Below are 21,894 nucleotides of genomic sequence, written 5' to 3'. Positions count from 1 at the left end.
CCAAGGAGGAGTTACTATGCAACGCATCGCTTTGACAGAAGAATTATCATTCTCACGCATCGTCCATGGAATGTGGCGTCTCGCTGATTGGGACATGACCCCACAGGAACGCCTCACATTCATCGAACAATGTCTCGAGCTTGGCATCACGACATTCGACCATGCAGACATTTATGGCGGTTACACATGTGAAGGTTTATTTGGAGAAGCCTTAAAGTTAAAGCCTGAACTCCGAGATCAAATGGAGATCGTCACAAAGACAGGAATTAAATTGACTGGGTCATTCAACCCAGGTCAAACACTCAATTATTACGATACGACAAAAGAGCATATCATCGCGCAAGCAGAGCGTTCATTAAAAGAGTTGGCCATTGACCACATTGATACATTACTCATCCACCGTCCAGATCCGCTGATGAATCCGGATGAAGTTGCCGAAGCCTTCATCATCTTGCGCGATAGTGGTAAAGTACGTGAATTCGGTGTATCTAACCATGTTCCGGCTACACAGAACTTGCTTCAATCTCGCCTTCCATTCCAACTTGTGACGAATCAACTCGAACTCTCTCCGATGCAATTGAAACATTTTGAGGATGGATCGGTCGATTTGTGTCACGAAAAACGAATGCCACTTATGGCTTGGAGTCCACTAGCCGGTGGTCAACTCTTCAAAGATGAACAGTATGCACCCCTTCGTGAAAAACTCGAGGAAATTCGTGCACGTCACAATGCAAGCGGAATTGATTCGATTGTGTATGCATGGCTCGTCCAACACCCTGCGAACATTATGCCGATTATCGGATCCGGAAAAATCGAGCGCGTTCAGACAGGAGTCGACGCCCTTCAAATCGACCTCACTAGTGAAGAATGGTTCGAAATTTTGAAGGCGGCACGCGGTCGAGATGTTGATTGAAGGAAACTTCATCAAATAAATCCCACTGAATTATAAAGTGATAATTTAGAAGAATAATCGGCTTTTTTCAATGTCTCGTAATATCAACGTTTTTTCGTCAAAAATCGACATACAAAAAAAGTTAAAAAGTAAAAATAAGTCATAAATGGTTTTATACCCCGTCCAGTTCAAGTTGGACGGTTTTTTTGATTTTTTTTCGAAATAACAAATTAATTTTCCTAAGACTAAAGTCACAAAAAATTGGTGCTAGAATGGTGAAAGTGATTCATCGAAGGAGAGTACCGATGTGAAAAAGTACCTGATTTTCAGTACCCTCGTCATCCTGTTTTTCTTATTCGGATGCGAGGAAGAACGCGCACTCCGACTCCAACCCGCTCCTGAATATTATCAAGGACGTGCCCTGTTACCAAACGGACAACAAATTGAAATGCCCGAATCGGATCGTGCAGCGATTATCGAGTTATGTCAGCCTGACAACGCGATTCAAAGAATTCCAAGTGGTGAAAGACATTGGCTCGGGACGGTCACATTGAACCAACCGTTGACTAATGCCGCCACCGAATCTTCTTTTCCAACCGCAACTTTTTTCACTGTCGAAGATAAATCATATGTCCAATGTCAACTCGATTCCGTCACATATGCCACCGAAATTAACACGCTTCCTGAAAGTTTAAACGATGTTCAATATACGGCCGAACCTTATCCGGATGTTCCGAAATTCCGATTTGCTGAGCCCCATGAATATGAGCATTTCGCACAAGAGATGAAAAAGCCGATAGGTAATGAGCCCTATCCAGAAAGAAAAGGGATCGAGCATACACTTTTCCATATCACGATGCCTTTCAGTGGTGAATTTGAACTGACCTTTACATCGTCCGAAGCCAAAGACCGCCTCGTCATTCCTGTCGAATCAACAAGGCATCCCTATTTGTCACTCGGGCTCGGGACAGAAAAGTCTGATGAGGTGTTACAATACGCGATTTATACGAGCCGAGATCAAAATGACTATCAAGAAGTATTGCGACCGAAAGAAGCGCATATTTCACAAATGTTCGGAGCCAAAACAGCTCCGCAACTCCCTTCGGTTCTTGTACCGGGTCACGAGTATCCACTCTACAGTTTTACGTTCATGAAAAACGGAACGGCCCATCGTCAGAACGTCTCCTTGACGTATCATGAACCCAAGTTGTTGTATGGAAAAGAATTGAGTGAACAAATTCACGACAAATTAAGTAGTCAACGTCATGTCATTTTTCATGACTTGGCACTCCTTGGAACGGAATCAAAAGATGCCTCCTTCCTACAACATGTCGGTCAAGATGAAATGGAATTTATTTTTGGCGCCATCAAACGAGCTAACGCGACCGCCTATGCAGGCAAGACCGCTTCCACACCTTATGTGACCCTATTTCAAGGGATATGCGCCCAAACGTTTGATGTTAGCTATGATGGTGCAGATGTGTACGTGACCAATTCAGAGACAGGCGCCCATTTTAAGCTACTACGTGAGGATGCCATCAAGTGGTATAACCTGTTTGAACAAAACACTTAATCTGACAGATGCGAATGCGTCTGTCTTTTTGCATATTCATGAAGCAAATATAGTACGATGAGACATATTTTTTGGGAAGATAGGAAGAGAAAGGAGTGAATCTTTGTGACAAATCCATTTATACGTGACGTGAACCATCATTGGCGCGTCTCCTATCGACAAAACGGGTATCCCCATGTGCAACAGGGCTGGGTGTTACCTCCAGAACAAAAAGAGGAGTTCGATCCATTTATTTTGATGGCAGAAGACTGGTTCAAGCGTGGGACGTTTTCGGACCATCCCCATCGTGGGTTTCAAACAATCACGTATGTCATCGATGGTCGTCTAGAACATATTGATAATCATGGGGGACATTCGATTTTGGACGCCGGTGATGTTCAGTATATGAACGCCGGATGGGCCGCTAGACACGCCGAAGAAGCGGTCGACGATGATTTGATCCATACGCTGCAGCTCTGGTTGAATTTGCCGAAGTCGTTAAAAACAACAACCACTTCCTATCAGAACGTATACGTCGAGGACGCACCCCTCGTTCCTTTCGACGGCGGGCAGCTTCGTGTCTATTCCGGCGAAATCGCGGGTGTAAAAGGGCCGATGGAAAGTCTCGTCCCCATCACGATGACAGAAATAACGCTGAAAGAAGGTGGCGAATACGAACACATCTTGCCTGCGAATCATAACAGCTTTTTGTACGTACTCGCTGGTTCAATTGAAGTTGGGTCTTCCAAAATCCCGCTCAGTAAAACTGATGTGGCGACACTGACGTTCGATGAAACATCTGAAGCGATGAGCACACTTCAACTGAAGGCCACGACGCGTACACGGGTGCTCATCTATTCCGGAAAACCGATTCGCGAAGACTATATTGCGCATGGTCCATTCGTGATGAACACGGAAGAAGAAATCCGCCAAGCTTTCCGCGATTATCATAGCGGCGGGTTCGGTCCCCCAGCCGTCAAATAAACAAAGGGAGCCTCTCGACTAGAGAGCTCCCTTTTCTGATTATGATCGATCTGGTTGTAGGACCGTCTGTTGTGTTGGAACATGACCGATCGGGACAGTCCGTTCGACGAGAACGTAACGCTTGCCCTCCACTTCAAACTTGCGGTCGCCAAGGTAGTGAGCGCTCTTTCCATCTTCGTATAGTTTCGACAAGATAGCAGGTACGTACTCTTCTAGTTTTGTATAGTGCTCATCGAGGGTCATGACGATATTGCCACTCTTATATCCGAGCCAGTAACTATAAAAGAACCAACCTAACGACAGAACTCCGAGAATTCCTAATCCAATTGTGAGTAATTCCATCATGTTATTCCTCCAATTTTTTCATAACAATCTGACGTTTTGGGGTGAACCCGATTTCGCCATAAAACGAGGCGGCATCCGTATTACTCATCCAGTAATCTAGTTCAATCGATCTGAATTGGTGGTCAAGCGCCCATTGCTCCATCCATTCCATCACACGTCGACCGTAACCGTTCCGTTGATACATGGGGTCGATACTGATGTGATGAACATACACCACGCGAACAGCTTGACGAAACGCGTTCGCCTCACCCACTTTCTCTTCGAACCATATGTAACCGATTGGAGTTGCTTCAAGCTGCATCACCATATAGTGATGGCCGGGTCTTCCAATCAGTGTCGAAAAGGCTTCGTACATCTTCTCTTCCTCATACTCCGCAAAAAAGGTCGGATTCATATGGACGTGATGCTCATGGATGGAACGATTCAACCGTGCGATGAGACGGGCATCAATCGTAGGGATAAATGTGATCTCCATCATCAGGTATAGTTTGAATGGTTTCGATCTTCGTTTACACCGTGCGGTTTTTCAGTTCCGCGCAACGTATGCTCACTCGAAGCCTCCGTTTCTTTCCCATTTAGGCGACGTTGAAGCGGACGGGCCAAAAAGTAACCAATCAAGAGCGAACTAGGTAAGACGAGAAAAAATGTACCGAGCAATGTCAACATGTACCCTTTGTCCGAGTCTCCGGCAATCGCGCGGAGGACAAAGAACAGACCGACGAAAACAAGTGCGGCCAAAGCATATTCCACACATTTCCCGAGAAATCGTTTCACACGACATCTCCCCCTTCAAGGTTTGATGTATTATACGACCATTTCCATAAAAAGGTTTCACACGTCTTGATTTTCTTTATACCACTTCGTCGCCAACCGTTCCGTCTCGATGACCCAGTCATGCTTTCCTTGAATGTATCCTTCCATGTCTTCTGGGTGCTGTGCCGCAAGTTGAAGCTTCAGCTCACCATACGCATCGCGAACGTCAGGATAAGCTCGCAAGTAATCCCGGAAGGCAAGGTGTCTTATGACATCCGGATTCCCTTCTTCAAACACATGCACGTGAACCGTCCGTTCTTCTTCTCCTTTACGGAAATAGCGACGCTTCGGAATCCCATATTCACCAAGTCCACGGTACCCGAGTGCCTCCATCCGCTCCGTGTAGTCATCGACTCGTTCGATGTCCCGTACGACCGGCATCATGTCGATGATTGGTTTTGCCGCCAATCCTTCGACCGATGTACTTCCAATGTGATGGATCGCGACAAGCTCCTCTTCGAATAACCGACTCAATTTACCAGCCTCTTCTTCAAACTTTTGATTCCATTCTGGATTGTATTTCACTACTTCGACTTTTCTCATGATTCGTTCCTCCTTTTTTAAAAGAACTCTTTATTCTCATCATACCCTTTCTAAACATCGCTCGACATGAGGGATTCCACTTCAAATGGTTTGTACACAAATAAAATGGGAAACCTTATATTAATGACTTGAGAACTGGAGAGTGAATGGATATGTTGACTGAAGAACAAATCGAAACGTTTAAAAAACGATTATTGAAAGAAAAAGCAAAAACCGAAGGATACATGGATAATCGGGAAGAGACATATGATGAAGGAGAGCTCTCTCATTACGACAACCACCCTGCCGACTCGGGCGAAGAGCTCTTTTTACGAGAACGAGACCAAGCCCTTAATGAGCTCGATGAAGAGTTCTTGAGTGACGTCGATAAGGCGCTATTAGCCATTCAGAATGGGACATATGGACAATGTGAGGTGTGTGGAAAAGACATTGAACTAGACCGTCTGGAAATCATTCCAGAAGCCACCCTTTGCATCGAACACGCCCGGGCACAAGAAGAGGAAGAACACGCGCATGAAGTCGATCGACCGGTTGAAGAAGACGTGTTGAACCCTAATGAGACAGCTCGACGCAAAGAGTTAGACGGAACGGATCAACCTGGTCAAAAAACGGACGCCTTCTCCCAAGTAGAAGACTACGGAAGCTCAGATACGATTGCCGACAGCGAAGGCAACCACGATCCGACGCGCGAACAGTAAAAAATGCCCTGACCTCATTCGAGAGGCTCAGGGCATCTGTCTGCTTAAAACGTGGCTTTTACCGGAGAAGCACCACCGAGGCGCTCCGCCAGTTTCATCGGGTCGACGGCATTCCCAGCTGAACTAGCCGAGAAATTGTAGTCCCCTTTATGAATCTCAAAGTGTAAGTGCGGACCTGACGAATTGCCCGTGTTTCCGATTTGACCAATCGGTTCACCTTGGCGTACCGACTGACCGGTCTTGACATCCACTTTGTGCAAGTGTGCATACACGGTCGTCCATTTTTGACCGTCTACGTTGTGTTCGATTTGTATGTGGTTTCCATAAGGTCCACTGGAGCTGACTTTTGTCACTTTTCCAGCTTCCGCGGCGTATACAGGTGTACCTGTTTTGGCAGCAATATCGAGACCGTTATGGAATGTGTATCCGAACTGTCCACTCGCCGAACCGAACCCTTGAGAGAGGCGACCTTCCGCCGGCATTAAGAACCGATCGGGTGCCATCGCTTCATACCGTTTCTTTAAATCACTCAACTGATTCGTTTGTTTCTTATATTGTTTCGACTTTTCGTCATATGACGCTTTCACGTCTTGACGTGTCGCTTCAATTTGCTCTTGTTCTTCTTTCAGTTGCTCCAATGCTTCATTTGCTTGGTTTTTCTTTTCAACAAGCTCTTGATGTGCTTCTTCCGCTTCAGCGGCTTCCGCTTTCGCACTCGGCAACACCGAAGAAACGACTTTTGCGAAGAGCGACTGTTCTGCAGGAACGAGTGACTCCTCCACTTCTTCTAATTCTTTAGAAGTTCCTTCAATTTTATCTCGCAACGCCTCCGCCTTATGATCGACTTGCTTCAACTTCGTTTGAATGGCGTGAATGGATTGTTTCGTATCTTTAACCTGCTGCTCCGTTTGTTGCAATGACTTTTCCGTTTGAACGAGGTCTTGCGGGGACATGTTGTCGGCAGATGCGATTTGTCCTTGGAATAAGAGAACACCAACACCCGCTGTCATGATGAGTTGTTTCCACATATATATAATAAACCCTCCAAATTAATACATTCATGAGCTTCAAAAAAGCTACATGTGCGAATATACCACTGGGGGTTAAAAAATTCAATATATGAAGTTTTTCATTTTCATGTCATACATGACAGCATGATGTGATATTTTCAAGTGTCACTTCACAAGGATTTCACTAGCGTTTTTTTGTATAGTATCCCACCCAGACGATACCACCGATGGAAAGGAGTGTTACACTCACACTAACTACTAGTATACCTCGCGACAGGTCGGGTGAAAGATTTGTTGTCAGCGCAATCAAGGTCGCGGTATTTCCACTAATCAGCGCAATGATACAGATGACCAACAACCGCTTCATCAAGCGTCCTTCACCATTTCAAATTGGGCAATCTCGTCTTGGACAAATCCCAATCGTCGTGCCGCTTCGACCCATTCAGGACGGTCTGATGTCAACGTGACATGAAGTGGCGATCGGCTCGCGGCCGCCCGCAATAGCCATTCCGCTTCTTCTGCTTGTCCAAAAACATCGAGCAAGACGTGATCGCGGTATAAGAAAAATCCTATTCGATTCCCTTCTACGACTTTCACTAACTCAGCAGCTTGTTGGGTCACGCGCACATCGCGTTGCCAAATCGGAACGTGACTCGCCGCCGGATACAACTCATCAAATAACGTTTGAATCGGTTCATACGTCATGTCTGCGTTCGTTTCTAATGACACCGCTTGGAAGTAGAGAATTTCTCGAGTCGTTTCGTAACCTAGTCGTTCATAGAGAGACACTGCCGCATCATTGCCTTGAATGACTTCGAGTAAACGAGTGCCTACTGCCGCCTCTTCAAATCGTTTCATCAATTCGGTCGCGACTCCTGCTTTTCGGACATGTGGGGCGACAGCAAGCCCACCACAACGTGTCTGCCATCCTGAATCAAGATGTGCAATCCCGGTTAACACGACACCGACAGGTTCTTCATCATCATAGGCTACAATGGAACGGGACGGCTGATTTTGATCACGAACAAGAAAAACATCTTCGAACGTCTGCTCATCAAATTGAAACGGAATAATATAATCAGAAAAACCGCTCATAAACGCGCGGTATAAATCTTGTAATGGTGGATTTTGACGGTATGTAAACTGTGTCGACATATAATTCCCCTTTTCTGAATAAAAATCAATAACGCTCGAAGGAGACTTCTTATGAAAATCACGCTCGAATATCGAAATGATACGCATCAATCGATTCTCAATACGTTCGCACTACCGACGGACCAAGAAAAGTATACGACCCTGCCCAAAGACATGGATGATCCATTACCTGATGGCGTTCATCCGATTGTCGTCGTCGCATCGAAACCAGTCGGGATGTTCTTACTGCATGACAACGAACGCGTCACTTCCTATACGACCGAGTCGAATGCTTTGCTCTTCTCCGCCTTTGCTATTAACTATGAGGACCAAGGGAAAGGCTACGCTAAAACGGCACTCCAAGCACTTCCGCAGTTCGTAAAGCAACATTTCCCTCATATTCGTGAAATCGTCCTGTCGGTCAATCTGAAAAACGAAGCCGCTTTCTCCCTTTATACGAACGTTGGGTGGAGCGATACCGGACGTCGAATCGGTGGACCGATTGGCGAACAACGTATTCTTTCCTTAACGATTTAACAGAAGTAGGCGAGAATTCTCCCTCCTCTAAGCGTCTCGGGGCGAAGCCCAGCGTAGGTGGGAGATGAATCGCCCGGTCCAAACATCTTTTCCCCCTGTGACAGATATGACGAACAAAAGTTCGTGATTCCGTCAGATTCTCCCTCCCCCTCCGCGGGTATCGGATGAGGAAGACATATCACGATCTGCTGGAGGGAGAGGGACGGACATGCTGAAAGGCTACAAATATAGGCTTCACCCGACGCCTGTACAGGCCGAGTTCCTCATCAAGACGATCGGCTGCGCCCGGTTCATCTACAACAAGCTGCTCGAGGACCGCATCGCCATCCGCGAGGAGGCGAAAGCGGGGACCGGAACGAGACGGAAACCGGCGACACCCGCCTCCTACAAGCCCCTGTTCCCCTTCCTCGCCGAGGCGGACAGCCTCGCGCTCGCGAACGCGAAGCTGAACCTCGACACCGCGTTCGCAAAGTTCTTCGCCGGGACGGGCGGCTTCCCGAACTTCAAATCGAGACGGCGGTCGCGCGCCTCCTACACGACGAACAACCAGCGCGGTACGATCCGCATCGAGGCGGGCAAGGTTCGGCTGCCGAAGGTCGGGTTCGTGCGGTTCACACAACATCGCCCGTTCGAGGGCGTCATCCGGTCGGCGACGGTCTCGATGACCAAGACAGGCAAGTTCTTTGTCTCCCTCCTCGTCGAACAGGACGATGAACCATGGATCCCAGCCGAGAACAAGGTCGGGATCGATCTCGGTTTGGACCATTTCGCTATCATGACGAACGATGCGATGGTCTCGGAGAAGATCGAAAACCCACGTTTTTTTCGTAAGTCCGAAGAAAAGGTCAAGAAAGCACAGCGGGCGCTGTCACGTAAGAAAATCGGTAGCACGAATCGTGAAAAAGCCACATTACTTCTGGCCAAGAAACACGAAAAGATCGCCAACCAACGCCAGGACTTCCTTCACAAACTGTCGAGACGGACCGTTGACGAGAACCAAGTCATCGTCGTGGAGACATTGACATCGAAGGACATGATGAAGAATCACAAGGTAGCGAAGTCCATCGGGGATGTCAGTTGGTACGAGTTCGTCCGGCAACTCGAATACAAATCAAGATTCTACGGACGAACACTGATTAAAGCAGACCCCTGGTACGCATCGACGCAGATCTGTTCTACTTGCGGAGTAAAAGGCGAGAAGAAAAAATTAGATGTCCGCGAATGGACGTGTGCTTGTGGCGCGCACCATGACCGTGACATCAACGCGAGCATCAACCTGTTGATGTTAGCCGACTGACAACCCTTCAGGGCAGGGACTGTCCGACGAGCTTGGTAAATAACCGTGGCTGGTAAGAGCACGGTCTTCCCAAGAAGCTCCCACTTCAATTTGTGAAGCAAATAAGTGGCGAGTAGTTCACTCATGATCCCCACTCCCTCGTAACATCATTATGACCGCATTATACCGTAGGAGTGGTAAGTCATGCTTCAAAATAAATCAGGGTCTTCCGATAACGTTCTCACTTTTCGAACTTTCGCCGGGCGTCCTGTCCATCCGAGTGCCACAAAGAAAAATGCACCTGCGAGTACGCCGAATAAAGCGGTCAACCCTACTTGAATCCCAACAAATCCATACTGTTCTCCCAGTTTCACGAGGAAGAGCGGTGCGAACAGGCAAGTCATACTGAGTGAAAAAAGACCTCCCCATACCCGTCGCTTTGCATTACCAATGGTGAACCAACCGAACGCGATCCATACACAAGCAACCAATCCTAGCGCACTAACCATCATCCACATGCCCACACCTCACCTTTTCGTTTTCCTTTCTATTCCCCATTTTTCTTGTGATTCCTACTATTTTTTCAAGTAACGAGAGAATTTCCGGGTAAAGGTAAATTAGACAAGATGCGAAACGGGACAACAAAGGAGTGAGGTGTGCATGCGTTCACGATTAACCTTTGCTTTAATCTTTCTCGGTCTTTTTTTAGTCGCCGTTTATTGGATGAGCACGTGGAATGACAACTTAGTCGAGGGACAGATTGAACGAGTCGATATCCCCCAAATATTGATTGAATCTACCGGATCCTCGGAAGAAGTCACATTGCGCGTCGTCTTGATCAATGATCAAACCGAAGTCACCGGCATCGTCAATAGCGTACAAGGGTTACAGAGCGGACAACTAGTGACAATCGAGGTCATCCCGACGGATTCTAATTTGAACATCGCACGCACCATCGAAGTCAACGCTCCATGATTTTTTGAAATGAAGCGTAACTTTTCCAGAACTGTGGAATATGAGAACAGAATCATAAAAAGGAGTGATCGGATTGATTTCAAATAAATTACTATCTGGAAAAGTAGCTTTTGTGACCGGGGCAGCCTCCGGAATCGGACGTGCCGCGGTCATCCGCTTCATTCAAGCCGGAGCGAAAGTCGCCATTGTCGATTTGAATGAAGAAGATACGATGCGTCTCGCAAGCCTTGTCGGGGAAGAACGCGCCATCGGCATCAGTGCAGATGTGTCAGATGAATCTGCAATGAAAGAGGCCTACAAACGGACAATGGAACGATTTGGTCAACTCGATATCGTCTTCGCTAACGCCGGTCGAAACGGGACCATCACACCAATCGAACATTTATCATTGGATGATTGGAATGGCGTGGTGGAGACGAACCTCACGGGAACCTTTTTGACCGTCAAACATGCTATTCCCCATTTGAAAGAGAATGGCGGGAGTATCATTATCACTTCATCGATTAACGGGAACCGCTATTTTAAAAATTTCGGATTCAGTGGCTACGCGACGACGAAAGCAGGTCAAACCGGCTTTGCGAAAATGGCTGCTGCGGAACTCGCTCAATTCGGGATTCGTGTCAATTCCATCTGTCCCGGGGCCATCGATACGAATATTGACGATTCGACCAATCGAGACGATGCGTTGCTCGAAGAAGTCGTCATTCCAATCGAATATCCACTTGGGAATCAACCGCTTGCCGGAAAATCGGGCTCCGCGAAACAAGTCGCCGATGTCGTCTTATTTTTCGCGAGCAACATGTCGAGCCACGTGACCGGCTCTGAAGTATACGTCGATGGGGCTGAATCACTCTTGTAATCGAAAAGCAGGTCACCTCACCCGAGGCGACCTGCTCATTTAAGGATTGGACTTTTCATGACCGCTTTTTGATAGAACGGCTGAAATCCAAGCCGTTCCATATTGCGACCAGACGCCGAATCGACTTTCGTCGTAACCGTCAACAGATTGCATCCAAGTGCTTTCGCTTCGGCAATTCGTTCCAAAATAAGTTGTGTCTGGTACCCTTTTTGCCGATACGTCGGAACGGTGCTCGTCAGAAACAATTCTCCAATCCCGTCTTGCGTGGCTAAAATCCCACCCGCTACGACAGCATCCTCTTCTCGCACGAGATAAGCATGATTACTCGGTAGTGCGTAAAAGCCTTTGGCTGTATCGACCGTCTCTTGAAGGATTGTGCCCGACTCGGCGAATCCAGCCGCAACGGCGTATGCCCACTCATGGAGTGTCTCATCCTTCACTTTTTCGACCTGGGTCGGTACAGATGTGGAGGCATGCTGTGTCAAATCCAACGTCCATACGTCCAAAAAATGATCGAGCGTGTAGTTACGTTCTTGCAATAAGCGGAGCAAGGAATCTTCCGCTAATGGACAAACCTCAATATGTAGACGCGAGACATTTTTCCCGCGTACCCATTTTTCCATTTGATGCAGGTCGTAAAAGCTTGTCGGCCGATTCAATCCAAATCCGACCGCAAAACTCATATTTCCCATTTTGAACACATGCCCTTTTCCTTCTACGTGTAGTTCCGCACCTTCATAGGGAGGGGTTTGTTTACGATGTCGAATGTAAGCAGACGTCCCCTCTGCTTTGATGCGTTCGATACGCCTTGCCAATTCTAAACGTTTCACGCTCTTCCCTCCCTTGTATATTCCATGTTGAGTGTAGCATATGTTCACGGTCGGATGAGATGACCGTATTGAATCAGCCGTTCCCGGACAGAAGGAACAAGTTCTACACACTCAAGGACTGTTTCCCATTCTTGTAACGTCACATCGACGACTTCATCTGCTTGCAGTGACAGTTGTTCGAAGTCGATTGGTTTCTCGCACACGAGACAATACATATCCAAGAAATATGTGCCCCGCTTAATCGTTGTCACGAACCGGAGTTGCTCAGGCAATACATATAGTCCCAACTCTTCTTTTAGCTCACGGACCGCACCTTGTCGACTCGTTTCCCCAGCCAAAATCGAGCCGCCCGTCCCTTCCCAAAGAAGCGGATACGTCTTATCCGGATGACGCTTCGACAGCAATAATCTCCCATCTGGATCGAACGTGAACACTTCGATGACCGTGTGAAACGTATGCGGCTCTAATTCATCCCCACGAAAGTGCGTTCGACCGAGCGGTTGCCGGTTTTCGTCGAGTAAATCCCATACTTCTCGATTCATGGACGAATCTCATCAATCACGAACGAAGAGGAACCTTGAATCTCTTCGATAAAGTGAGATCCGAATAGCATGGCTGGTGTAAAGCTTCCGGCAAGCATCCCACCCGAACCGAGCAACCGCTTGACGACGGCGAGCGCCCCGTACACGGTGAAGGCATACGTACTTGCCGTTTGAATACGGACGACTACTTTTCGTCCTTCCTCATTCGTTGCTTCGCCCCATACGTACGTCGATGATTTTTCACGTACAGCCTCGTCTGGTCCCGATACGTTTTCGTCGACATAACGGAGCAATCGTTCCTGCACGGCCTCTTTTCCGAGAATCGGGCTGAACCATGACAAAGCGCGAGCAGCATAGGCGGCCGCTGTCGGTACAGGAACCCAAGTCGTAATATTCGGAATGTCCGTCGTGTAGTAGGCGGTCGAAACGTCTCCCCACGGAATCGCAATGGCGGTACGGCTTCCGCGACCAAAATCAATCGTTCTCCGCTTTGCCCCAATTGGAAATGATGATAATTTGCCGTTCACACGTTCCACACTACTCGACCCTAGTCCACGAACGGCCGTCTTCATGGTTCCTGGTGAGATGCCGGCTGCCGCCGAAAAGCCAAGAGCGAGTGTTGTCGCATCCGGTATCAACTCTTTTAATTTCCGCGCGACACAGTCGGTCGGAATGACATCAAATCCGACACCCGAGCATAAAATCACACCACGTTCTTTGGCTTGAGCCGCTCGCTGTTTAGAATGGACATATTCGAACACGTCGATTTCCCCGGTAATATCTAAGTAATGCGTACCTGTCTCTAGACATGCCTCGATCATCACTTGGCTCGTATCCGTGAAAGGACCTGCACAATGAAGGACTAAATCTACATCGTGAAGCGCCTCGATTGCGGCTTCACGACTCAATGCGAAAATCGATGTTTCGCAACCCAGTTCATCTCCTAGGCGATGAATCGCTCTTGCGTTTCGTCCGGCAAGAACCGGACGCATTCCGTCACGAGCGGCTTGTCGTGCAATCAGCTCACCCGTATAGCCATTCGCCCCATAAATCATCCATCTCATTTTTACCCCTCCTTATGTTAATGTATCCTTGTTCGTTTCCCTAAAAGAAGTTGAATCGAACGAAAAGATCTTGGATGACATCGATGATATACACACTTCCCGTTACAATAAGCAAATATCCGATTGGGATGAGCAGACTTTTCACTGTTTGTAGTTTTGTTATGTCTCCCCGATGCTGTAGTAGACAATCCACCAAGTAAAACAAGGTCGCTGCGAGAAGACTGAGCCATGACAAGACGAGTCCGAATAGTATATGTAAAACAAACGAAGTGAACCACCTGAATCGTTTCGAACTGAACCGATTCGCCAACCAGTCACTGCACCATGAGGTCACGACACCGTAGGTCAACATGATCGGAAAACTGACCGCTACATAGGCAACCGTCATCAAAAGGAAGCCATTCAGTACGCCACTCATCCCTCCATTTTCTCGTAGACCCATCATAGTGACCCCACACGCTAACAGAATCGCATAGACGGGCGAAGCGATGGATGCTGTGACGATTTTACGATTCCACATCTGCACTCCCCTAATCCCTTCCAACTTTACACGACCTGTTCTGAAAACGCACAAAAACCAGCCTAAATTCAGGCTGGCTTCGCGATTTGTTAATTGTTTGCAACTTCTCCGGCTTTCGTACGGACCGATTGCATCGCTTCCGTCCATGGAAGGAGTTGGTCGAGCATATCGTTGACCGATTGTGCTTGAACTTCTTTCGGAGCGAAATGCGTACCGTTCTCGAAGTCCGTGAAGAGTGAGAGTGCAGGATGGACACGTACGTGAGCGATTGACAATTCACTCAAAATGCCCCGTAAATGTTCTGTTGCCCGTGCTCCACCAACAGAACCGTATGAGACGATTCCGGCTGCTTTGTTGTTCCATTCGACGCGTAAGTAGTCGAGTGCGTTTTTAAGAGATGCTGAGATGGAATGGTTATATTCTTGGACGATGAAGATGAATCCGTCCATTTGCGCAATTTTCTCCGACCAGGCTGCAACGCCAGATGCGTCCTGACCCGCTTCGCCGAGAAGTGGCAAGTTGTAGTCTGCGATGTCGATGACTTCATAGTTGGCATCGCCACGTTTGTTGGCGAGTTCTTTCACCCATTCCCCGACTTGTGGACTGACGCGACCTTCACGAGTTGATCCGAGTACGATTCCGATGTTTAACATAGTAGTTCCTCCTTGGTTATGTTGTGATGCATCTGATTTTCCAAACAAGCGATTTAAGAAACTCATTTCATGCCCTCATATTCTTTCTCAAATGTTTTCGTGCTTCTGACCGTATCGATTGGTCGTACCATCGCCTCGATTTGCGAACGTTTCGCTTCGAGGAACGGCGGGAGTGACAACTTCTCACCGACCGTCTCGTACGGCTCGTCTCCCATGAATCCAGGTCCATCTGTCGCCCATTCGAACAAGATTTGCGGCGCGACACGTGCATAGGATGATTCAAAGAAGAAGCGATCGACGTAGCCAGAAGTCGGCAAACCGAACTGTTGGAGACGTGCTGTCCATTCATCGAGGACGCTACGGTCTTCGACACGGAATGCGACATGGTGCACGGTACCGAACCCTTGACGCGCTTGTGGAGATGTCTCGTCGTGAATGACGATCACTTGCGCTCCGTTTCCACCTTCACCTCCTTCAAAGAGATACACATCACCTTCTCGCCCGATCTCTTTAAACAGCATCACTTGCTCCATCACTTGTTTGAAATATGTGATATCGGCGATGCGAATAAAGATTGGACCGAGTCCCGTGATCGCGTATTCAAGCGGGATTGGACCGTTCTTCCACGGCTCGCCCGACGCGATGCCTTCGTTGAACTCATCCGAGATGAGTTGATACGCCTGCTCATCAAAGTCGATGAACGAGAGTGTCTTCTTCCCGAACTGTTCTTGAATCCCTTCGTGCTCGACACCGAGACGGTCGAATCGACGGACCCAATACGTCAACGCTTCATCTGTTGGTACGCGGAACGACGTCTTCGCGATCTCATTTGTTCCGTGCTTACCTTTCGGGATACCTGGGAAGTCGAAGAAGGTCATGTCTGTCCCTGCGTTTCCTTTATCGTCCGCAAAGAATAAGTGATACGTTTGAATGTCGTCCTGGTTGACCGTTTTTTTCACCAAACGCATGCCTAACACGTGAGTGAAGAAATCGTAGTTTTTTTCGGCACTACTCGTGATTGCTGTGACGTGGTGAATTCCTTTAACATGATTCATCATTCTCTCTCCTTTTATATCTTGATTTCAAGATACATGATTAAAATTTTTTGCGGCTTCTGCCCGCTTTCCTATTTGTTTCAACTGTTCAATCGTTTCGTTTAATTGCATCCCTTCAAACACGGCGTTCATATGCTCCGTATGCTTAGGGAAAATATCTTGCATCAAGCGCTCTCCGTCATCCGTCAGCGCCGCGTATGTGATGCGACGATCGCTCGGACAAGCCTTACGAATGAGATACCCTTTTTCTTCTAACCGGTCCACGACGTACGTCATACTTCCGCTCGAGAGGAGAATTTTCTTCCCGATGACTTGAATCGGTTGATCTCCTTTATGATATAAAAACTCGAGTACGGCGAACTCGGTCGCGTTCAATCCGTAAGACGCCACTTCCTGCTTCACAAGGTCTTGTAACGACTGAGAGGCACGTAACAGCACAGTAATTGTTTTTAATGCATCAGATGGTTCCATCTGTCTCCCTCCTTTGTCCAAGAGAGCCATTAACTTAAATTTAAATATCTTTAATTCGAGATAAATATATCATGCGAAGATTTTCCCGTCAATCGATTTGATTCAAAAAAATGAGACGGGTTGTTCCCGTCTCATTCCCCTCGCCGAATTACAGCCATTTCACGACCGAATCGATGGCCCTCATCAACGAATCCTAGGCTTTCATATAAGTGATGCGCTGCCTCGTTCTCGGGGTGATAGCCGACGACAATCGGTTTCCCCTCGCCGATTTCTTCAAGCATCAGCTCTGTCGCCTGTCGACCAATCCCTTTGCCTTGATGAGCATGGTCGATCATGATTCGGTAAATCCACCATGCATCCAACTCTTCAAGCTCTGTATTGTACATGAGGAAACCGACCATCGTCTCGTCCTCATAAATTGCGCGCGGGCGTAGCGTCGGTTCGTACATCGCTTGAAGTAACGAAATCGCATTCGGCTCCATATACGACTGTTGTTGGTCACTTAGTGCCAATTGACAGCATGTATACCAATTTTGTGCATCGATCGGGCGTAATGAAATCATGTCATTCTCCTTTAGTCATATGTCTCATTTAAGTTTCTTGCATAAAATGCGATGGCACGGCGGTACCGCGCGATGCTTTCGTCCGCTTTCGGACTTGCAAGCAGCTCAAGTAATGTTCCCGTCGCTTCTTCATGGCGACCGACGTTGTAATGGGTCATCGCTTGAAATACCTTGAGCGCCCCGTGATTCGGGAATTGCTCGATTGCCTCTTCAAATAACTGTTCCGCTTCCGTGTATCGTCCGAGTGCCCGATACGTACTGCCGAGTCCGAGATATGATTCCGCCAACTCTTCCCCCGTCAACCCGAGTCGGATGGCCCGTTCATAATGCGGGACCGCTTGACGTTCTTCACCGAGCGAGTCATAGCACCACGCACAGTACGCATGTAGCCTCGGATTCTTTTCATCTTTCCCCAAGAGCGACAAGAACAGTTGCTTCGCCTGCTCAAGTTGTCCCTCCTCACGGAGACGAACGGCTCGATCAAACTCATTCTCTTCTGTCACGTCGGTCCCCTCCTGTGCAAATTCTTGATTTAACCATGCTTGTAACGTTTCATAATACTTACCGATATGTACCCCATCGACGAGTGCATGATGGGCTTGGACGGATAACGGCATAACCAGACGCTCGCCTTGACGTTCGAACTTGCCCCAGGCGATGCGCGGCACGCTGTCATGTTGTTGCTGATGCGTCGGGTGCATGATACTCGTGAACGTGACCCACGGAACACTCGTGATATACAGTAAGTCGTCGGGCTCGTCATCCCCGACCACGACTTCATCGGCAGTTCGCTCCATCCGCGTCGTCACTTCTTGTAAGAATGTCGGTAAATCTTGATAAAACATCGCCGCACAAAAGTTGAAGACATCCTCGTCTAACATGACCGTGAACGAAGGGTGGACCACCTCGTGTTCGACGACCTCTTCACCACGGATGCGATAGCGCAATTCCGGAATCGCGTTCGCCGCTCTCACCGCACCGTATAAAAAGAGTTTGAAGAACGATTGGTTGCTCTCCTTGGCATATGTATATAGGTTCGTGACATCTACGTTTGCCGTCACGTTGAAATGTGGCGCATCAAACGCTTTGAAAAACTCGAAGTGCTTACGTCGTGCCCACGTCTCGATTTCAATTTTTTTCATAAAAACTCCCCCTCCTACGCTCTTACTGTAGCAGAGAGAGTGAATTCGCTCATAGCTTTTGTTTTAACTGTTCGTAATGTCCTTTCGCCAAATCAAAGTAGATGAAGTCTCCACGTTCGATCCGTTCGAGCGTCGCTTCGAATTCACGCCATCCACGTTCGATTTGTTCAGGCGTCAGCTCACCGCTTTCGGCCGCCTCTTCGAACTCATCCTCATCCTTTTTGACGATATCCCCATTTGGAAACACGAGAATATCGAGCAACAAGTCATCCATATAAGGGATACCCTCTTCTTCGCCGATTCGGTCAACGAGGTCGATATACCACTGCACGATTTCGCCTTCCGGATTGATCATCGCTGTCACACCGAACGGTTCATTGTCCGGGAAATATTGGAGCCAAGCAAACCCGGCATCCGCCACGATGAATTCTTCCCCTTTATGCTTTTTATATAATGGTGCCCGAACCTCATCGATTTGGAATAAGGCGACGACGCCTGAAAATTGTTCCGTCTGAACACGAATTTGCGCGTAGCGGTTCTTTAAAATCCGTTCCCAGTCTCGTCGATTCGCATACTTTCGTTTTGCCATATGGATCTCCCCTTTGGTCATCTCTGTATGATACAGTTCGCCAGAAGAAGGAAAGTTCCTTGTTAGTCATACAGGTTATGCTGATTGAACCAGACGAGATGACTTTGCTTCAAGCGTTTCCGCTCGACCATACGGACGAACGCGTCTGTCGAGATGAAACGGTTCCCGGGATGGAGGTCGGCCAGCATCAAGAGGATGAGGCGTGAACCTCGCTCTCCCTCTTGAAGAGAGATATGTTCCATCTTCCCTTCCCCGTTGAAGCGGTTGATGAACAGCTCGACTTTACACTCTTCTTTTAAGAGTCGGGTCGTCACATATGCGACTTGGCTGATGATCGACTCGAAGTCGTGATGTAACGTGTAGCCGGACGGCCCACTCAAATCGACTGCGAACGTGAACGTATCGAGCGATGTCTTTTGAAAGACTTTCGACTGGACTCGTCCAAGTTTTGCCGTCGCGACCCAGTCAATCTCTTTTACCGGTTCCCCTTCATAAGGCTTTGACCCCAGAACCTGCAGTGGATTCCGAAGTGGTGATGCGGTCAAAGGCCGGTCACCAAGCGCTAAACGTTTCGTGCCGACCGGTGGGTGTAACGTAAGGGACGGTAATACCGTCCACCGCTTCTCGATGGGGCACTCGAGTAAGTACGTCCCGAGATGAAACGGGAGCGTCACAGCAAGTATGCATTCTTCGATGTAGGCAGGACCTCGGAATTCGGCTTGAATGTGAAGCATCTGACGAGCCTGATCTGTCCGTAATGTCAAATCCAAACTATTCGGGGACCGGTCGTGGGCTGGAAAACTGAGCGCTGTATTGGATTTCAGCCGAACACGAACCGGAAGCCCGAGTCGTTCGACGACTTCACTTCCATCTAAAATCAGTTGTACCTCCGTCTCATCCCCGACAAAGAGAAGGGATTCATGGCTATGTATGTGAAGCCGAAGAGCTTGTTCCAACTGTTTCCGTGTCCGTTCAAAGAACCAAACGATGCCCGCAAGTAAACAAAGCGCATATCCGACAATCTCCATGTACGGGACGAATACGAGAATCACCCCAGCGAATCCATAAACCGGAATCCATTGTTTCTGTAGGGCGTTATGTGTCGAGAAGGTCATCTTCAGCCCTCTACCGGCACAGAGACGGTGTCTAAGATGTAACGGATAATGTCCTGTTTCGTCGATTTGATGCCTCCTTCAAGCGTCAACGTCAAACGATGGGACAAGACATAAGGTGCCACGGCTTTCACATCTTCCGGAATGACGTACAATCGATCGTTCAGATAGGCATAACTTTGAGACGCTCGCATGAGCGCGATGGCTCCACGTGGACTGACACCGACCTCGACGGATGCATGTTCCCGGGTCGCGTGAACGAGCCCGAGTAAGTAATCGAGGACATCATCTTGAATCGATACTTGCTTCACTTCCTCCTGAGCACGGCGTAACTCGTCTAACGTCGCAACCGCCTCTACGGTTTTCCTCGTTTGGCGCATCACTTGTAAGAGGAGTTCTCTCTCTTCCGAAAAATCAGGATAACCGACTGGAATCGAAATCAAGAAGCGATCGAGTTGGGCATCCGGTAAGGGGAACGTCCCCGCTGATTCAATCGGGTTTTGCGTCGCGATGACGAAAAATGGTTTCGGCATCGGATATGTCTCTCCCCCGATGGAAACTTGTCGTTCTTCCATCGCCTCAAGCAAGGCGGACTGCGTTCGTGGAACCGCTCGGTTGATTTCATCAATCAAGACGATGTTCGCAAAGATTGGTCCTTGGCGATGATCGAACGTCTGCGTCTGCATGTTGAAATAGTCTGCTCCGATCACATCAGACGGTAACAAGTCGGCCGTGAATTGAATCCGGGAAAACACCCCGTCGAAGCTAGCCGCAATTGTTTTGGCAAGTAACGTTTTTCCCGTGCCTGGCACATCTTCTAATAGAATATGTCCTTCCGCGAGTAACGCCGTACAACAGAGGCGTACGACATCCTCTTTTCCTAAATACACTTCGTTCAACTGTTTGATGACCTGCTCCATGCCCATATGACGACCTCCATTTTTTGTCTTAATCAAACTTTACCTTTTTATGGTAAGATAAACAACAAATAGTCTGAAAATTCAAAAGGAGGTACCCTCTTGCGCTGGACGAACAAGTTTCTTCTCATGATTGTCGCCACACTCCTCGGCACCTTTACGATAATGGTGATTGCGACGAGTGTATTCGAGTGGCTCTATAACCCGGAAACGATACCGGTCGAGGAAAGTCATAGTCTTCCAACTGATCTCCTATCGGATGAGGATGATGGAATTTTAATTGGTGAATCCAAAGCAGATTACCCGTTTGAATTGGATCCTCAAAAAGGAAAACATCACTTTTTTGAGAGAATCACGGGATCTGGAGAATCAACACGACGAAATCTCGGACTATTCGTCGCTTTGATCGCATTCTGTTGCTTCAGTTTCTATGTCTATCGAAAACGAAAACGGCATTTGACGAACGCACGAGATGATGATGATTCAAGCATAGACCCGCTTGTAGAATCGCTACAACACAAGAACGCCTCGTCCGTTTCGACGCTCACAGCGTTCACGAACGTCCCGATTCGCGATGCACTGATCACATTCAACCAATCTCTCGTACCAGTCAAGCGATTGCGTGCTCATGAGACATTGCAAGAGTGGTTCCAACGCATCGATTTACCGATGAACCCGTCCGTTTATCATGCGGTTCGCTACGGCACCTCTTCAGGTGTGACGATTTCTGAAGAAGATACACTTCACTTCAAGAGAACACTCGATACCTACGCGACACGTCCTCACCCCGAGTGAGAATGTGCACAGGTTCTGCTTTT

28 protein-coding genes are annotated in these 21,894 nt (G+C 48.0%); 9 read left to right on the top strand and 19 right to left on the bottom strand.

All coding sequences use genetic code 11. From position 1 onward, the window contains the following. Positions 1 to 16: 16 nt before the first annotated feature. From IRJ25_RS00280 to IRJ25_RS00270, 3 genes are all read left to right on the top strand, one after another. Positions 17 to 913 carry an aldo/keto reductase gene (locus IRJ25_RS00280; protein ID WP_269317511.1) on the top strand — a complete coding sequence of 299 codons (897 nt, stop codon included), beginning with the start codon at positions 17 to 19 and terminating at the stop codon, positions 911 to 913. Positions 914 to 1,199: 286 nt separating this feature from the next. After that, the gene (locus IRJ25_RS00275; protein WP_078147823.1) at positions 1,200 to 2,465 is read left to right on the top strand and encodes a hypothetical protein; all 1,266 of its coding nucleotides are present in this window, start codon (positions 1,200 to 1,202) and stop codon (positions 2,463 to 2,465) included. Positions 2,466 to 2,570: 105 nt separating this feature from the next. Then, positions 2,571 to 3,428, top strand: a complete 858-nt coding sequence (locus IRJ25_RS00270) for a pirin family protein (protein WP_078147824.1) — start codon at positions 2,571 to 2,573, stop codon at positions 3,426 to 3,428. Positions 3,429 to 3,467: 39 nt separating this feature from the next. Here IRJ25_RS00270 and IRJ25_RS00265 read toward each other — a convergent pair whose 3' ends face one another. From IRJ25_RS00265 to IRJ25_RS00250, 4 genes are read right to left on the bottom strand one after another with little or no spacing between them, the layout of a single operon-like run. Beyond that, positions 3,468 to 3,770 carry a hypothetical protein gene (locus tag IRJ25_RS00265; protein WP_214784043.1) on the bottom strand — a complete coding sequence of 101 codons (303 nt, stop codon included), beginning with the start codon at positions 3,768 to 3,770 and terminating at the stop codon, positions 3,468 to 3,470. 4 nt (positions 3,771 to 3,774) lie between these two features. Beyond that, the gene (locus IRJ25_RS00260) at positions 3,775 to 4,248 is read right to left on the bottom strand and encodes a GNAT family N-acetyltransferase (protein ID WP_168169880.1); all 474 of its coding nucleotides are present in this window, start codon (positions 4,246 to 4,248) and stop codon (positions 3,775 to 3,777) included. Between the two features lie 2 nt (positions 4,249 to 4,250). Beyond that, on the bottom strand, positions 4,251 to 4,547 hold the full coding sequence (locus IRJ25_RS00255) for a hypothetical protein (protein ID WP_214784045.1): 297 nt from the start codon (positions 4,545 to 4,547) through the stop codon (positions 4,251 to 4,253). Between the two features lie 57 nt (positions 4,548 to 4,604). Then, positions 4,605 to 5,129: a GrpB family protein gene (locus tag IRJ25_RS00250; RefSeq protein WP_214685232.1), complete on the bottom strand. Its 525-nt coding sequence runs from the start codon at positions 5,127 to 5,129 to the stop codon at positions 4,605 to 4,607. A gap of 152 nt (positions 5,130 to 5,281) precedes the next feature. Between IRJ25_RS00250 and IRJ25_RS00245 the strand changes: the two genes are divergently transcribed. Further along, positions 5,282 to 5,827 (top strand): TraR/DksA C4-type zinc finger protein, encoded by a 546-nt coding sequence (locus IRJ25_RS00245; protein ID WP_269317510.1) that lies wholly within the window; start codon positions 5,282 to 5,284, stop codon positions 5,825 to 5,827. A gap of 44 nt (positions 5,828 to 5,871) precedes the next feature. Here IRJ25_RS00245 and IRJ25_RS00240 read toward each other — a convergent pair whose 3' ends face one another. Then, entirely contained in the window at positions 5,872 to 6,855 is a 984-nt protein-coding gene (locus IRJ25_RS00240; RefSeq protein ID WP_269317509.1) for a M23 family metallopeptidase, read from the bottom strand. A 348-nt stretch (positions 6,856 to 7,203) separates the two neighbouring features. Beyond that, a complete protein-coding gene (locus tag IRJ25_RS00235) occupies positions 7,204 to 7,992 on the bottom strand; it encodes a GNAT family N-acetyltransferase (RefSeq protein WP_269317508.1) in 789 nt (262 codons plus the stop codon). A gap of 51 nt (positions 7,993 to 8,043) precedes the next feature. Here IRJ25_RS00235 and IRJ25_RS00230 point away from each other — a divergent pair, with 51 nt between their 5' ends. Both IRJ25_RS00230 and tnpB read left to right on the top strand, forming a co-directional pair. After that, complete coding sequence (locus IRJ25_RS00230) at positions 8,044 to 8,508, top strand: GNAT family N-acetyltransferase (RefSeq protein WP_269317507.1); 465 nt, start codon at positions 8,044 to 8,046, stop codon at positions 8,506 to 8,508. A gap of 208 nt (positions 8,509 to 8,716) precedes the next feature. Beyond that, entirely contained in the window at positions 8,717 to 9,805 is a 1,089-nt protein-coding gene (gene tnpB / locus IRJ25_RS00225; protein ID WP_269317506.1) for an IS200/IS605 family element RNA-guided endonuclease TnpB, read from the top strand. 188 nt (positions 9,806 to 9,993) lie between these two features. Here the strand turns inward: tnpB and IRJ25_RS00220 are convergent, their stop codons facing one another. After that, positions 9,994 to 10,302 (bottom strand): hypothetical protein, encoded by a 309-nt coding sequence (locus tag IRJ25_RS00220; protein ID WP_214784051.1) that lies wholly within the window; start codon positions 10,300 to 10,302, stop codon positions 9,994 to 9,996. Between the two features lie 142 nt (positions 10,303 to 10,444). On the opposite strand from IRJ25_RS00220, the gene IRJ25_RS00215 reads away from it, so the two are divergent. Continuing rightward, a complete protein-coding gene (locus IRJ25_RS00215) occupies positions 10,445 to 10,759 on the top strand; it encodes a hypothetical protein (protein WP_196431405.1) in 315 nt (104 codons plus the stop codon). Between the two features lie 73 nt (positions 10,760 to 10,832). Continuing rightward, positions 10,833 to 11,618, top strand: a complete 786-nt coding sequence (locus IRJ25_RS00210) for an SDR family oxidoreductase (protein ID WP_269317505.1) — start codon at positions 10,833 to 10,835, stop codon at positions 11,616 to 11,618. Between the two features lie 35 nt (positions 11,619 to 11,653). Here IRJ25_RS00210 and IRJ25_RS00205 read toward each other — a convergent pair whose 3' ends face one another. The 12 genes from IRJ25_RS00205 to IRJ25_RS00150 all read right to left on the bottom strand — a co-directional run bounded on the left by IRJ25_RS00205 (position 11,654) and on the right by IRJ25_RS00150 (position 21,085). Then, positions 11,654 to 12,448, bottom strand: a complete 795-nt coding sequence (locus IRJ25_RS00205) for a GNAT family N-acetyltransferase (RefSeq protein WP_196431406.1) — start codon at positions 12,446 to 12,448, stop codon at positions 11,654 to 11,656. 44 nt (positions 12,449 to 12,492) lie between these two features. After that, positions 12,493 to 12,990: an NUDIX hydrolase gene (locus IRJ25_RS00200; RefSeq protein WP_214784060.1), complete on the bottom strand. Its 498-nt coding sequence runs from the start codon at positions 12,988 to 12,990 to the stop codon at positions 12,493 to 12,495. After that, positions 12,987 to 14,054 carry a saccharopine dehydrogenase family protein gene (locus IRJ25_RS00195; protein WP_074035408.1) on the bottom strand — a complete coding sequence of 356 codons (1,068 nt, stop codon included), beginning with the start codon at positions 14,052 to 14,054 and terminating at the stop codon, positions 12,987 to 12,989. Before IRJ25_RS00195 ends, IRJ25_RS00200 begins: the two co-directional genes overlap by 4 nt. Before the next feature lie 40 nt (positions 14,055 to 14,094). Next, entirely contained in the window at positions 14,095 to 14,574 is a 480-nt protein-coding gene (locus IRJ25_RS00190) for a hypothetical protein (RefSeq protein WP_269317504.1), read from the bottom strand. Between the two features lie 89 nt (positions 14,575 to 14,663). After that, on the bottom strand, positions 14,664 to 15,293 hold the full coding sequence (locus IRJ25_RS00185; RefSeq protein ID WP_047794742.1) for an NADPH-dependent FMN reductase: 630 nt from the start codon (positions 15,291 to 15,293) through the stop codon (positions 14,664 to 14,666). Then, a complete protein-coding gene (locus tag IRJ25_RS00180) occupies positions 15,290 to 16,282 on the bottom strand; it encodes a ring-cleaving dioxygenase (protein ID WP_041917956.1) in 993 nt (330 codons plus the stop codon). Before IRJ25_RS00180 ends, IRJ25_RS00185 begins: the two co-directional genes overlap by 4 nt. Before the next feature lie 27 nt (positions 16,283 to 16,309). Beyond that, complete coding sequence (locus tag IRJ25_RS00175) at positions 16,310 to 16,753, bottom strand: MarR family winged helix-turn-helix transcriptional regulator (protein WP_031421914.1); 444 nt, start codon at positions 16,751 to 16,753, stop codon at positions 16,310 to 16,312. A gap of 131 nt (positions 16,754 to 16,884) precedes the next feature. Next, positions 16,885 to 17,316 (bottom strand): GNAT family N-acetyltransferase, encoded by a 432-nt coding sequence (locus IRJ25_RS00170; protein ID WP_214774034.1) that lies wholly within the window; start codon positions 17,314 to 17,316, stop codon positions 16,885 to 16,887. Between the two features lie 11 nt (positions 17,317 to 17,327). Next, entirely contained in the window at positions 17,328 to 18,458 is a 1,131-nt protein-coding gene (locus IRJ25_RS00165) for a tetratricopeptide repeat protein (RefSeq protein WP_269317503.1), read from the bottom strand. 49 nt (positions 18,459 to 18,507) lie between these two features. Continuing rightward, positions 18,508 to 19,047: a DUF402 domain-containing protein gene (locus tag IRJ25_RS00160; RefSeq protein ID WP_269317502.1), complete on the bottom strand. Its 540-nt coding sequence runs from the start codon at positions 19,045 to 19,047 to the stop codon at positions 18,508 to 18,510. A gap of 62 nt (positions 19,048 to 19,109) precedes the next feature. Next, positions 19,110 to 20,162: a DUF58 domain-containing protein gene (locus tag IRJ25_RS00155; protein WP_074035404.1), complete on the bottom strand. Its 1,053-nt coding sequence runs from the start codon at positions 20,160 to 20,162 to the stop codon at positions 19,110 to 19,112. A gap of 2 nt (positions 20,163 to 20,164) precedes the next feature. After that, positions 20,165 to 21,085, bottom strand: a complete 921-nt coding sequence (locus tag IRJ25_RS00150) for an AAA family ATPase (RefSeq protein ID WP_214784082.1) — start codon at positions 21,083 to 21,085, stop codon at positions 20,165 to 20,167. 93 nt (positions 21,086 to 21,178) lie between these two features. Here IRJ25_RS00150 and IRJ25_RS00145 point away from each other — a divergent pair, with 93 nt between their 5' ends. Beyond that, complete coding sequence (locus IRJ25_RS00145; RefSeq protein ID WP_031421902.1) at positions 21,179 to 21,871, top strand: hypothetical protein; 693 nt, start codon at positions 21,179 to 21,181, stop codon at positions 21,869 to 21,871. The last annotated feature ends 23 nt before the right edge of the window (positions 21,872 to 21,894 follow it).

The organism is Exiguobacterium sp. KJ 601, from assembly GCF_027161185.1.
Classification (GTDB): domain Bacteria; phylum Bacillota; class Bacilli; order Exiguobacteriales; family Exiguobacteriaceae; genus Exiguobacterium; species Exiguobacterium profundum.
Note: the sequence above shows the minus strand (reverse complement) of the source record. Positions and strands in the feature narration are given on the sequence as shown.